Source organism: Mycobacterium sp. 1245852.3, from assembly GCF_001669335.1.
Taxonomy (GTDB): Bacteria; Actinomycetota; Actinomycetes; order Mycobacteriales; family Mycobacteriaceae; genus Mycobacterium; species Mycobacterium europaeum_A.
Genome location: NZ_LZLL01000593.1, coordinates 1 through 12,372 on the forward strand (window position 1 = coordinate 1; position 12,372 = coordinate 12,372).

The 12,372-nt window shown below is 69.7% G+C and carries 12 protein-coding genes and 1 pseudogene; 3 read left to right on the forward strand and 10 right to left on the reverse strand.

The features are described 5' to 3' along the window. Window positions 1–125 precede the first annotated feature (125 nt). From A9W96_RS27775 to A9W96_RS27800, 6 genes and pseudogenes are all read right to left on the reverse strand, one after another. Window positions 126–470 (reverse strand): annotated as a pseudogene (locus A9W96_RS27775) (MBL fold metallo-hydrolase); the annotation flags it as partial. After that, on the reverse strand, window positions 470–1,228 hold the full coding sequence (locus A9W96_RS27780) for a LamB/YcsF family protein (protein WP_066868873.1): 759 nt from the start codon (window positions 1,226–1,228) through the stop codon (window positions 470–472). The gene A9W96_RS27780 and the pseudogene A9W96_RS27775, both read right to left, overlap by 1 nt. A gap of 56 nt (window positions 1,229–1,284) precedes the next feature. Next, window positions 1,285–1,995: a sensor domain-containing protein gene (locus A9W96_RS27785; protein WP_067144471.1), complete on the reverse strand. Its 711-nt coding sequence runs from the start codon at window positions 1,993–1,995 to the stop codon at window positions 1,285–1,287. A gap of 34 nt (window positions 1,996–2,029) precedes the next feature. Next, window positions 2,030–2,890 carry a metal ABC transporter permease gene (locus A9W96_RS27790; protein WP_067144472.1) on the reverse strand — a complete coding sequence of 287 codons (861 nt, stop codon included), beginning with the start codon at window positions 2,888–2,890 and terminating at the stop codon, window positions 2,030–2,032. Next, window positions 2,890–3,705 (reverse strand): metal ABC transporter ATP-binding protein, encoded by an 816-nt coding sequence (locus A9W96_RS27795; RefSeq protein WP_067144473.1) that lies wholly within the window; start codon window positions 3,703–3,705, stop codon window positions 2,890–2,892. Before A9W96_RS27795 ends, A9W96_RS27790 begins: the two co-directional genes overlap by 1 nt. Further along, window positions 3,702–4,640, reverse strand: a complete 939-nt coding sequence (locus A9W96_RS27800; RefSeq protein ID WP_066867391.1) for a metal ABC transporter solute-binding protein, Zn/Mn family — start codon at window positions 4,638–4,640, stop codon at window positions 3,702–3,704. The genes A9W96_RS27795 and A9W96_RS27800 overlap by 4 nt, the downstream gene beginning before the upstream one ends. Window positions 4,641–4,768: 128 nt before the next feature. Between A9W96_RS27800 and A9W96_RS27805 the strand changes: the two genes are divergently transcribed. After that, entirely contained in the window at window positions 4,769–5,848 is a 1,080-nt protein-coding gene (locus A9W96_RS27805; RefSeq protein ID WP_067020439.1) for a LacI family DNA-binding transcriptional regulator, read from the forward strand. Window positions 5,849–5,854: 6 nt separating this feature from the next. On the opposite strand, the gene kstR is transcribed toward A9W96_RS27805, so the two are convergent. Further along, on the reverse strand, window positions 5,855–6,454 hold the full coding sequence (kstR, locus tag A9W96_RS27810; protein ID WP_066867395.1) for a cholesterol catabolism transcriptional regulator KstR: 600 nt from the start codon (window positions 6,452–6,454) through the stop codon (window positions 5,855–5,857). Window positions 6,455–6,798: 344 nt separating this feature from the next. On the opposite strand from kstR, the gene A9W96_RS27815 reads away from it, so the two are divergent. Next, window positions 6,799–8,937: an acyl-CoA dehydrogenase gene (locus A9W96_RS27815; protein WP_066867387.1), complete on the forward strand. Its 2,139-nt coding sequence runs from the start codon at window positions 6,799–6,801 to the stop codon at window positions 8,935–8,937. On the opposite strand, the gene A9W96_RS27820 is transcribed toward A9W96_RS27815, so the two are convergent. Continuing rightward, on the reverse strand, window positions 8,934–9,506 hold the full coding sequence (locus tag A9W96_RS27820; RefSeq protein WP_066867386.1) for a TetR/AcrR family transcriptional regulator: 573 nt from the start codon (window positions 9,504–9,506) through the stop codon (window positions 8,934–8,936). The genes A9W96_RS27815 and A9W96_RS27820 overlap by 4 nt on opposite strands. A gap of 84 nt (window positions 9,507–9,590) precedes the next feature. On the opposite strand from A9W96_RS27820, the gene A9W96_RS27825 reads away from it, so the two are divergent. After that, on the forward strand, window positions 9,591–10,475 hold the full coding sequence (locus A9W96_RS27825; protein ID WP_067144474.1) for an SDR family oxidoreductase: 885 nt from the start codon (window positions 9,591–9,593) through the stop codon (window positions 10,473–10,475). 1 nt (window position 10,476) lies between these two features. Here A9W96_RS27825 and A9W96_RS27830 read toward each other — a convergent pair whose 3' ends face one another. Further along, window positions 10,477–11,010, reverse strand: coding sequence for a hypothetical protein (locus A9W96_RS27830; protein ID WP_066867384.1), 534 nt, complete (start codon window positions 11,008–11,010; stop codon window positions 10,477–10,479). A 47-nt stretch (window positions 11,011–11,057) separates the two neighbouring features. Continuing rightward, entirely contained in the window at window positions 11,058–12,140 is a 1,083-nt protein-coding gene (locus tag A9W96_RS27835) for a ferredoxin--NADP reductase (protein WP_066867381.1), read from the reverse strand. Window positions 12,141–12,372 lie beyond the last annotated feature (232 nt).

Consider the following 12,372-nt stretch of genomic DNA (forward strand, 5'->3'; position numbering starts at 1 on the left):
GGCGGGCAGTCCGCGGCCAACGTCGGAAGGGGATACGGCCTGCCGCAGGACCGGATCGTCGTCGCGGCCGACGGCGAACCGATGCAGCTGGGCGCCTACGACGTCACCCTGATCGAATCGCACCACTGCCCGCCGACCAGCCGCGCGCCGGTGCGGTCGGCGACGAGTGCGGAGTCCAGCACGTGGTCGAAGTGGGTGTGCACCGGGATGACCGCCTCCAGCCGCGAGACCTTGGCCCGGGCCAGGCATCCGTCGACGCGCGCCGGCGAGGGTGCCACCTTGCCGGCCGCGACCGTGGCCAGGCCGGGCCGGGAGAAGTAGCCGTCGGTCATCAGGGCCGACGAGCCGTCGTCGATCAGCAGGGTGGCGACGCCGATCCAGGTCACCGAGAGCCCGTCGGCCTCGGCGGCGGGAGCGTCGAACCGGCCTGCGTACCGCGCGATGTCGGGACGCCCGAGTTTCAGTCGCATCAGCAGAACGCCCTGATCTCGGTGCCGGTCGTGGCAAGGCGGTCGCGGACGGCGGCGGCGATCTGCACCGCTCCCGGCGAATCACCGTGCACGCAAACCGATTCCACCTTCAGCGTGAGTTGGGTGCCGTCGATCGCGGTGACCTGCCCGGAGTCGACCATGGTCGCCACCCGGTCGGCGATCACCGCTGGGTCGGCCAGCACCGCGCCTTGTTCGCGGCGCGACACCAGCCGGCCGTCGGGCCGGTAGGCCCGGTCGGCGAAAGCCTCTGCGACCGTGCGTAATCCGCGCCGAGTGGCTTCGTCGAAGAAGGCCGAGTCCGCCATGCCCAACACCGGCAACCCGGAATCCACCAGGCGCACCGCCTCGGCTACGGCGGCGGCCTGCTCGACGTGGGTGACGATCGTGTTGTACAGCGCGCCATGGGGTTTGACGTAGGACACCGTGGAGCCGGCCGCGTGCGCCATCGCCCGCAGCGCGCCGATCTGATACACCACGTCGGCGATCAGGTCCTCGGCGGCGACGTCGATGAAGCGCCTGCCGAACCCGGCCAGGTCGCGGTAGCTCACCTGCGCCCCGATGCGGACCCCGCGCCGGGCGGCCGACCGGCATACCCGCAGCAGGCCCGCCGGGTCACCGGCATGGAAACCGCACGCGACGTTGGCGCTGCTGACGATGCCGAGCATGGCGTCGTCGTCACCCAGGCGCCAGACACCGAAGCCCTCGCCCAGGTCGGCGTTGAGGTCGATAGCGGCCACCCGCCCAGCTTATGGGGGCGCCCGGCGCCGGCCTAGGCGAGGAGGCGCGGCGCCGGCTACCGCCCGCTGACCTTGGCCGCGATCCGCTCGGCGAGGTCGACCGCGGACCCGCCGGGCACGAAGGAGCCGCAGGTGGCGACGTCGATGACGACGTTGTTGCGCACGGTCAGCGCCCGCTGGCACGTCCAGCCGTCGCTACTGTCCTGAACTTCGGAGGTGCTGAGCGTGCCACCGACCTTGTGGGCCTCGCCGACGGTCCACGCGATGTCCGGCTTGTCCACGGGATGTTCGGAGAACTTCCGGTTGGCGCAGGCGGACCACCGTCGCACCGAGGCGTCGTAGAACGCGTTGGCCTTGCGCGCCGAGGGGTAGGCGACCACGGCCTGGATGGCGGAGTCGTTGCGGACCGCCGGGTCGTCGAAGTTGTCGTCGAGGCGCTGGCCGCGCATCGCGATCCAGCCGGTGTCCGCATAGACGGCCTCCTGGGCCGGGCCGTCCATCGCCAGACAGCTCTTGTCGCTGAAAGTCGAACTCCAATCCCACATCGTCTGAACGCCGTACCGCAGCCGCATCCCCGAGCTGAGCAAGGAGTTGATCTGGTCCACCCCGAGCAGCAGCCCATCCAGGGCCGCGGCGGCCACCGGCGGCTGGAGCAGCGGACCGGAGGTGTCCGCGGGCGACGCGCTGCCGCCGACCACGGTGGTGCAGCCGGTGGCCAGGGCGGACACCGCCGCGGCCACCAGCAACGCGATTCGCCCGCGCACCACTGCCTCCCGGACGTGGAACCTTATGGGGCCCAGCTTAAGCGGCAGCGGATCGCCGGCGCCCGATCAGCCAGCAGACCAGGTAGATCAGGAACGAGATGCTCGCGACGAACACCGACACCGGCACGCCCGGCGCCAGCGACAGCAGCAGGCCCCCGACCGCGGACACCTCGGCGAACACCACCGAGGTGACCATCGCCGCCGCCGGGGAGGCGACCACCCGGGCCGCCGCGGCCGCCGGCGTGATCAACAACGACATCACCAGCAGCGCACCGACGATCTGCACCGCCTGGGCCGCCACCACCCCGACCAGGGCGGCGAACACGATGCCCAGCGCGTAGACCGGCACGCCGCGGGCGGCGGCGACGTCGGGGTCGACCGTGGCGAACAGCAGCGGGCGGTAACACGTCGCCAGCACGGCGATGACGAGCAGGCAGACCAGCGCCAGCATGGTCAGGCCCGTATAGCCCACCCCGACGATCTGGCCGGTCAGCAGGGCGAAGCTGGTCGACGTGCGGCCCGGATAGAGATGGATGAACAACACCGCCAGGCCCAGCCCGAACGCCAGCACCACGCCGATCACCGAGTCGCGTTCCCGGTCACGCCGCCCGAGCACACCGAACAGCGCCGCGGCCAGGGCGCTGCCGATCAGGGCGCCGAGGCCCACGCCGAACCCCACCAGCAGCGCGAAAGCGGCTCCGGTCAAAGACAATTCGCTGGAACCGTGCACGGCGAACGACATCTGGCGCATCACGATGAACGGCCCGATCAGCCCGGCCACCAGGCCCAGCAGGGCGGCCGCCAACAGCGCCTGCTGCACGAAGTCGTGGGCGAGCAGGTGGGCGGTGATGTCGAAGGAGAACAGGTGGTCCAGCAGGCCGGTGAGCCGATGTTCCATCAGCAGTACCCATCGTCACGAGCGCCGGCCACCACGTAGCCGTCCTTGACCTTCACCACCTGGATGTCGGATTGGTAGAGCGCCGAAAGGGTCTGGCTGGTCATCACCTGCTCGACCGTGCCGATCTCGAACCGGCCGTCGACCAGATACAGCAGCCGGTCCACGTACGGCAGGATCGGGTTGATCTCGTGGGTGACGACGATGACGGTGGTCGCGGCGTCCTGGCGGCGCCGCTCGATCAGCGCCGACACCAGCCTGGCGTTGGCCGGATCCAACGTCAGCAGCGGTTCGTCGCACAGCAACAGCAGCGGGTCGCTGACCAACGCCTGGGCGATGCGCACCCGCTGCAACTCGCCGCCCGACATCGTCCCGACCCGGACGTCGGCCAGGTGTTCGCCGTTGACCTGGCGCAGCGCCTGGCGCACGGCCGCGCGCCGGCGGGCCCGATCGGCCGACCGCAGCGGGATGGCGCCCCAGCGCGGCCCGTCGATGCCCAGCCGCACCAGGTCGCGCCCGCGCAGCATCACGTCGGCGTCCATCGGATGGTGTTGGGGCACATAGCCGATGCGTCCGCTGCCCGACGTGATCGGCCTGCCGTCCACCAGCCCGACACCGGCGCTCAGCGGCAGCTGCCCCAACAGCACCTTGAGCAGCGACGTCTTGCCGCTGCCGTTGGGGCCCAGCACCGCGATGAATTCACCGCGCGACACCGACAGGTCCAGGTGGTCCCACAGCACCCGGTCGCCGAAGGACAGCCGCGCCCCGCGCAGCGAAACCGTTTCCGCGGGGTTCTCGATGGCCGGTTCGAGGCTCACGACGGTACGGTCCGGCTCGACCGCAGCGCGGACTGCAGCTGATTGACCGTGTTGCGTTGCCAGGCAAGGTATTCCGTGCCTTCGGTCAGCGTTTCGGACACGTCGGTGACCGGGACGCCCGCGTGCCGTGCGGCGTCGCGCAGACCGTTGATCGCGGTGGTGGAGGTCTGCGGGTTGACCAGCACCGCCGACACCTGACGACGGTTGACCAGGTCGAGGACCACCGCCATGTCGGCCGGTGCCGGATCGGTCTCGTTCTCGATGGCCGCCTCGAACGCGGGCGGGGTCCGGTTCGCCAGGCCCGTGGCCTTCAGTAGGTAGAACGCGACCGGTTCGGTCGCGACCACCGAGGTGTTGGGATAGGCGGTCGCGATGGCGTGTTCGGCGCCGGCGATCGAGTCGGCGTCGCGGCCGAACGCGACGGCGTTGGACCGATAGTCGGCGGCGTTGCCCGCGTCGATCGTCGCGAGGCGCTCGGCGATGGTGCTCGCCACCGCTTTGGCGACGTCCAGGTCGTAGAAGACGTGCTCGTTGCGGGGTGCTCCGTCGTTGTTCAGAAACGAGTAGGCGTTGACCGGCTTGGCGTCCGGGTGGCGGGCCAGCACGTCGTCGACCCACCCGTCGTACCCGCCGCCGTTGAAGACCACCAGCGGGGCGTCGGCGATCGCGGCGGCGTCGGCGGGACTGACCTCATAAGAGTGGGGGTCGATGTCCGCCCCGCTGAGAATGGATTTGACGGCGACGTGGCGGCCGGTGACGGCGCGCGCCACGCTGCCCCACACGTCGGTGGAGGCGACGACGGAGAGCGCGCGCGAATGCGCCGAACCGACACAGCCGGTGAGCACCGCGCCGCCGGCCACCGCCAGCGCGGCCGCCAGCCATCGCGTCGCGTCGGCGGTCCTGGCCTTAGCCGTTCGTTGCCGCGTCGGTGCCATGTGCACGTCCGATTTCCTCCCGCCGGCCAGTCAGCCGATCCACAATACTAATGAAAACCGTTTCCATTACAAAGCCGCAAGCTGAAGCACGTACGCACGGGCCCCGATCCGCTGTAGCCTCACCGAACGTGAGTCCCACACCGCGCCGGCGTGCGACTCTGGCGTCATTGGCGGACGAGCTCAACGTTTCGCGCACGACGATCTCGAATGCCTTCAACCGGCCCGATCAGCTCTCCCCGGACCTGCGCGAGCGCGTGCTCGCGACGGCCAAGCGGCTGGGCTACGCCGGCCCCGACCCGGTGGCGCGTTCGTTGCGGACCCGCAAGGCGGGCGCGGTCGGTCTGGTGATGGCCGAACCGCTGCCCTACTTCTTCAGCGACCCCGCCGCACGCGACTTCGTCACCGGCGTGGCCCAGTCCTGCGAAGCGCTGGGGCAGGGGCTGCTGCTGGTCGCCGTCGGACCCAGCCGCAGCCTCAAAGACGGCACGGCCGCGGTGCTTTCGGCCGGCGTGGATGGCTTCGTGGTCTATTCGGTGTGCGACGAGGATCCCTACCTGCAGGTGGTGTTGCAGCGCCGGCTGCCGATAGTGGTGGTCGACCAGCCCAAGGGGCTGCCCGGCGTCTCGCGGGTGGGCATCGACGACCGCGCGGCGATGCGTGAGCTCGCCGACTACGTGCTGGGCCTGGGGCATCGCGAGATCGGGCTGCTGACCATGCGGCTGGGCCGGGACCGGCGCCAGGGCCTGGTAGACGCCGACCGGCTCCGCTCACCCGCGTTCGACGTGCAACGCGAGCGCATCGTCGGAGTGTGGGAGGCGATGACGGCCGCCGGCGTGGAGCCCGATTCGTTGACCGTGGTGGAGAGCTACGAGCACCTGCCCGAATCGGGCGGCGCGGCCGCCAAGGCGGCGCTGGAGGCCAATCCGCGGATCACCGCGCTCATGTGCACCGCCGACATCCTGGCGCTGTCGGCCATGGATTACCTGCGCGCGCACGGCATTTACGTGCCGGGGCAGATGACCGTCACCGGCTTCGACGGCGTGCCCGAGGCCATCAACCGCGGGCTGACCACGGTGTCGCAGTCCAGCCTGCAGAAGGGCCGCCGGGCCGGGGAGCTGCTGTTGAAGCCGCCGCGCTCGGGCCTGCCCGCCATCGAACTGTTGGACACCGAACTCATCCGGGGCCGCACCGCCGGCCCGCCGGCGTGAGCCGGGCTACTTCGAGTCCTGGTCGCCGATCAGCAGCCGCACGGCCAGGTCCAGCCGCTTGCTGACGTCAGTGGCCGAGGCCCGCCGGGTGAGCCACGCCAGCAGGTTCGACAGCCACACGTCGGAGATCACCCTGGCGATGTGGTACTGGTCCTCGGTCGGTTCGCCGTCGGCCATCGCCCGCGCGAACATCGAATCGATGAGCTTCTCCACCTGGTCGACCTCGCTGGCCGCCGACGCGTCGGCGAACACGTAGGCCCGGGTCATCGCCTCGGTCAGCAGGGGGTTGCGCTGCATTGCGCGGTTGAGCTTGCCCACCATGAAGTTCAGCCGCTGAAAGGGCGTGCCCCCGGTCATCGCCGAGCGGTCCGTCTTGGCGTCGATGCGGCTGAACTCGCGGCCCAGCGCCGACACCAGCAGGTGCACCTTCGACGGGAAATACCGGTACAGCGTCCCCACCGCGACGTCGGCGCGATCGGCCACCGCACGCATCTGAACTGCCTCGTAACCGCCCTTGGAGGCGATGGCCATGGTGGCGTCCAGGATGCGCTTGCGGCGTTCCCGCTGCGCCTCCGACCCCAGTTCGGACTCCGCCAGTACCGCCACGTTCAGAACCTCGCGCGGCTGCGCGTCAGATACGCGGCTCGGATTTGCGTTGGCTGGCATGTGACGGTTTGCTCCTGTTCCCGGCGGTTCGTTTGCAAACGATACGCATTCTGCGTGTGAATTTCCCACCTCCATACCGCCGCGGACAAGCGCTGTGCTGCTGTAATGGCGTTCGACTTGACGGTCGATCACTGGCACTATTAGAACACGTTCTAGTCTCGAAGAGCGCGGGTTGCGTGCCAACACGTGCCGAAGGCATACCCGCTGGGCGGGCAGATCGCACAATCAGGACAGGGGTTTCGACGCCCCTGTCACGCCGAGTCAAGGACGCGGAGGGCTCTCACGTGGTAGCGACCGTCACCGACGAACAGTTTGCCGCGCGGGCCCTGGTGCGCGACTGGGCCCGCAATTCGACGTCGGGGCCGGGCGGCACCGCGGCGATCCGCGACGTGGAGCAGGGCAAGCCCGACGCCTGGCGGCCGGTGTTCTCCCGGCTGGCCGAGCTTGGCATCTTCGGCGTCGCTATCCCCGAGGAGTTCGGCGGGGCGGACGGCAGCATCGAAGACCTGTGCGCGATGGTCGAGGAGGCGGCGAAGGCGCTGATCCCCGGGCCGGTCGCCACCACCGCGCTGGCCACGTTGGTGATCTCGGATCCCGAGTTGTTGGGCGCCCTCGCCTCCGGGGAGCGCTTTGCCGGGCTGGCGCTGGAAGGCGACGTCGAGTTCGACGGCGCAACGTCGACGGCGTCGGGCACGGTGCCGTTCGCGCTGGGCGTGGCCGACGGCGCCGTGCTGTTGGCGCCGGCCGACGGCAAGTGGCTGCTGATCGACACCGGCGGCGAGGGCGTGCGGATCGAACCCCTGCAGGCCACCGACTTCTCCCAGCCCCTGGCCCGGGTGGTGCTGGACTCGGCGCCGGCCACCGTGGTGTCGGACAAGCGCGAGCGCGTCGAGGAGCTGGCCGCGACCGTGCTGGCGGCCGAGGCGGCCGGCATCACCCGATGGTCGCTGGAGACCGCCGTCGACTACGCCAAGGTCCGCGAGCAGTTCGGCAAGCCGATCGGCAGCTTCCAGGCCATCAAGCACATCTGCGCCGAGATGCTGTGCCGCGCCGAGCAGGCCGAGGTGGCCGCCGCCGATGCCGCGCGGGCTGCCGCCGAGGGCGACGAAGCCCAGTTCTCCATCGCGGCGGCCCTGGCCGCGAGCACCGGCATCGCCGCCGTGAAGGCCAGCGTCAAGGACTGCATCCAGGTCCTCGGCGGCATCGGCTGCACCTGGGAGCACGACGCGCATCTGTACCTGCGCCGGGCGCACGCCATCGGCCGGTTCCTGGGCGGGGCGGAGGCCTGGCTACGCCGCATCACCGCGCTGACCCAGTCGGGGGTGCGACGCCGCCTGGGTATCGACCTCAGCGAGGTCGAGGACCAGCGGGCGGAGATCGCCGCCGCCGTCGCCCAGATCGCCGAACTGCCCGAGGAGAAGCGGCAGGCGGCGCTGGCCGAGGCGGGCCTGCAGGCGCCGCACTGGCCGCCGCCCTACGGCCGTGGCGCGGGGCCCGCCGAGCAGCTGCTGATCGACCAGGAGCTGGCGGCGGCCGGCGTGGCCCGGCCCGACCTGGTGATCGGCTGGTGGGCGGCGCCAACCATCCTCGAGCACGGCACCCCCGAGCAGATCGAGCGCTTCGTGCCCGGCACCACGCGTGGCGAATTCCTGTGGTGTCAACTGTTTTCCGAGCCGGGAGCCGGCTCGGACCTGGCGTCGCTGCGCACCAAGGCGGTCCGGACCGAGGGCGGCTGGAACCTGACCGGGCAGAAGGTATGGACGTCGGCGGCGCACAAGGCGCGCTGGGGCGTGTGCCTGGCCCGCACGGATCCGGACGCGCCGAAACACAAAGGCATCACCTACTTTTTGGTGGAGATGAGCTCCCCGGGTATCGAGATCCGCCCGCTGCGCGAGATCACCGGCGACTCGTTGTTCAACGAAGTGTTCCTGGACAACGTGTTCGTTCCCGACGAGCTGGTGGTCGGCGAGGTGAACGACGGTTGGCGGCTGGCCCGCACCACGCTGGCCAACGAGCGCGTCGCGATGGCCAACGGGACGGCGCTGGGCAACCCGATGGAGGAACTGCTCGAGCTGCTGGCCGAGCTCGACCTCGACGCCGCGCAGCAAGACCGGTTGGGGCGGTTGATCGTCGCGGCGCAGACCGGCGCGCTGCTGGACCAGCGGATCGCCCAGCTGGCCGTGGGCGGCCAGGACCCGGGAGCGCAGTCCAGCGTGCGCAAGCTCATCGGTGTGCGCTACCGCCAGGCCCTGGCCGAATTCACCATGGATGTCTCCGAGGGCGGCGGGCTGGTCGATCGGCGGGCGGACGGCGACCGCGCGGTGTTCGACTTCCTCAACACCCGCTGCCTGACCATCGCCGGCGGCACCGAGCAGATCCTGCTCACCGTCGCCGCGGAGCGACTTCTGGGGCTGCCGCGCTAGCCGAGATCGGCTGCAGCAGAGCGCAATTCGTCCAGCTCCTGGCATGCCATGGCGCCCAGATCCTGGTCCTCGCCGGGTTCGGCCCAACGGGCGTAGGCCTTTTTGAATGCCAAGGCACCCAGCTCGGCGGCCAGTGCCGCGGTCGGCTCGGGCACGCCGCGGGATTGCAGCGCTTCGACCACCGCCAGCGCCAATCCGATCTGCTTGAGCGCGTTGCGTTCCTGAAGCTCGGCGCTGGCAGCGATCGCGGCCTTGAGCCTGGGGGCGAGCTCCTTGTTGAACGACGTGAACGCCGCCGCTGCCGACTTCAGGCCGGAGCACACCGCGGCCAGCGGCGTCGCGTCGGCGGGCGCAGCGGCGATGCCCTCGCGCAGTAGTTGGGCGATGGCGTCCTGGCCGGCCGCCAGCACGTCCCGCTTGTCCGGGAAGTGCCTGAAGAACGTGCTTTTCGTCAGGCCAGCGCGCTCGGCGATCTCCGCGACGGTCGTCTGGTCGTAGCCGCGCTCGTTGAACAGGTCCAGCGCCGCGCCGACCAGGCGTGCGCGCGCGTCGGGTTCCCAGCGAGCCATGGCCCCACTTTAGTGATGCGACTATTGTCCCATCACTGGTGTAGGGTGATGGGACAATAGTCGCATCAGATGAAGGAGTTACTCGTGCGCGTATTCGTCACCGGCGCCAGCGGCGGAATCGGCTCGGCCGTCGTCGCACAATTGATCGCCGCCGGCCATCAGGTCGTGGGCCTGGCCCGGTCGGACGCTGCGGCCGCGATCATCAGCGGGCTCGGCGCTGAGCCGCTGCGCGGCGACGTCACCGACCTCGATCTGATGCGGAAGGCGGCCGATGACGCCGACGGCGTCGTATACCTGGCGTTCTCCCACGACTTCACCCGGATGATCGGTGACGCGATCGGCGACGAATTTCGCGCCGTCACCGCGGTCGGCACCGCGCTCGTCGACACAGGTAAACCGCTGGTGGTTGCCAGCGGCACCCCGGCGCTCGCCGGCCGCACGAGCACCGAGGACGACCCCTTCAACACCGAGGGGCCGATGGCAGGACGCGCACGCACCGGACAGGCCGTCATCGACCTGGCCGAGCAAGGCGTCCGATCGGCCGTGGTGCGGCTGCCGCGATCGGTGCACGACGCCGGTGGCCGGTACGGCTTCTGCAGCATCCTGATTCAGGCCGCACGGCAGCGCGGCGTGTCGGCCTTCGTCGGTGACGGTACCCAGCGCTGGCCTGCCGTGCATCGCGACGATGCCGCGTCCTTGTTCCGGCTCGCTCTCGAAAAGGCCGCGCCCGGTTCGGTTTTGCACGCGGTGGGCGACGAAGGCGACCCGATGCGGGCGATCGCCGAGGTGATCGGTCGCCGGGTCGGTGTGCCCGTCGAGTCCGTCCCCGACGCGGTCTTCGGGCCGCTCGGCACCATGTTCGCTATCGACCAGCCCTCGTCGAGCGCACTGACCCGCCAGCGATTGGGCTGGAAGCCCACTGGTCCAAGCCTGCTCGACGATCTCGAGACCGGCGACTACCCCGAATAGGTCAGGAGAACGTGGTCTGCGCGCAGGTGCTCGGGGAGGTGATGTTGACCCCGGAGTAGACCACCTGGATGTGGGTGCAGGCGATGACGTTGTTGTCGGTCTTGGGTTGGCCCGTCTGCCAATCGGTGGAGTCGATGCGCCCGTTCGTCTGGTACTTCTCCGGCGGGCCCTCGCCCATGTAGATGGTGGTGATCTCGTCGGAACCCATGGACTTCATCACCCGCTCGTACTGGCCGGTGGCGTGGGCGTCGAGGTAGGCCAGCCGGTTCGAGGACCGGATCTCGGTGGTCTGCCGGGCCCACAGACCGGGCGGGAAGCCGGTCACGCCGTCGGGCGTCAGCATGTCCGCCCCGGCGGTGAAGTCGCAGTGGCCGTCGGCCTTGAAGCAATTCAGCACGGCCCGCGTCTCCAGCTGGTTGGGCCCGTCCAGCGGGAACAGCGTGGTGGCGGTGTTGCTGGCCGCCGCGCACACCGGGGCGGGTGCAAGCATCGGCAGCACTGCGACGACTGCGAATCCCGATACCAGCCGCCTCATCGATGCTCCCTTTCCCGGTGATCCCAACGGTGAACTTAGCCCCGCGACTACTCGTCGTAGGTGACTTCTACCGAATCAGATTCCGGGTGAGATTGACAGGCCAGAATCAGGCCTTCGTCCAGATCCTGCTGCTCGAGCACGTCGTTGACCTCCATGCTCACGTTGCCCTTGCGCAGCGTGCACGCGCACGCGCCGCAGTGACCCTCGCGGCAGGAGAAGGGGGCGTCGAGGCCCTTGGCCAGCAGGACGTCGAGCAGCTTGGCGTTGCGCGGCCAGGACACGGTGTGGGTTTCGCCGTCCAGCTCCACCACCGCGGTCGCCGGCGGCTCGTCGCCCTCGGGGGTGTCCTCGATCGTCACCGCCGCGAACGGGTCGGAGTCCAGCGACTTGAACACCTCGATATGTATCTGCGCCGCAGGCACTTTCAGCGTTTCCAGCGCTTGTCTCGCCGAGTCCATGAAGGCGCCCGGGCCGCAGATGTACACGGGCCGATCCGTGTAGGGCGCGGCCAACTTGGCCAGCGCGGCCACGCTGGGCAGGCCCTGCAGCGATTCCAGCCAGTGCAGCACCGTGAGCCGGTCGGGGTATTTGGCCGCCAGCTCGCGCAGCGCGTCGGAGAAGATCACCGAGCGCTCGTCGCGGTTGGCGTAGACCAGCGTCACCTGCCCGCTGCCCTCGGCCAGTGCGGACTTGCAGATGGACATGATCGGGGTGATGCCGCTGCCCGCGGCCATCAGCAGGAAGTCGTCGCCCAGCGTCTTGGGCACGAAAGTGCCCGACGGGGCCAGCACGTGGATGCGCATGCCCTTGTGCGCGTGGTCGCACAACCAGTTGGACGCGTAGCCGTCCGCGGTGCGTTTGACGGTGACCGTGAGCGCGTCGTCGGTGAACGGCGAGCTGCACAGCGAATAGCAGCGGGCCACCGAGCCGGTGCGCTCGCTGGGAACGCGCAGCGTCAGGAACTGGCCCGGCGCGTACCGTAACCGCTCGGGCGGGATGTCGGGGTCGCCCGCGTCGTCGGGTACCGCGAACACCAGCGACCGCGCGTCGTCGGTCTCGGCGATGACCTCGGCGACCTGCAGTTCGAGGACGTGGTCACCGAGTGGCTCGTCGGGAATCGCCTCGGTCAAGGCCCGTCCCTTCCTTTCGTGGCAAAACGTGTCGACCCGCTGCGACCGGCTCCGCCGCTCTTGCGATCGCCACGGGCAACTAGAACATGTTACAGAAAAGCGGATTCGTATCGCTACCAGCCGCAGGAATACCCTGCTCGACACAAATCGGAACGTGTTCTAGTCTCTGGTGTAAGTCCGCTGAGTAAGTCTGGCGCAGGAGGCAAACGTAAGTGACGTCCATTCAACAGCG

What these genes read in the sequence shown, in the direction of transcription:
- A9W96_RS27800 (WP_066867391.1), bottom strand. Translation starts at nt 4,640, where the DNA reads ATGGCACCGACGCGGCAACGAACGGCTAAGGCCAGGACCGCCGACGCG.
- A9W96_RS27820 (WP_066867386.1), bottom strand. Translation starts at nt 9,506, where the DNA reads ATGGCTCGCTGGGAACCCGACGCGCGCGCACGCCTGGTCGGCGCGGCG.
- A9W96_RS27790 (WP_067144472.1), bottom strand. Translation starts at nt 2,890, where the DNA reads ATGGAACATCGGCTCACCGGCCTGCTGGACCACCTGTTCTCCTTCGAC.
- A9W96_RS27830 (WP_066867384.1), bottom strand. Translation starts at nt 11,010, where the DNA reads ATGAGGCGGCTGGTATCGGGATTCGCAGTCGTCGCAGTGCTGCCGATG.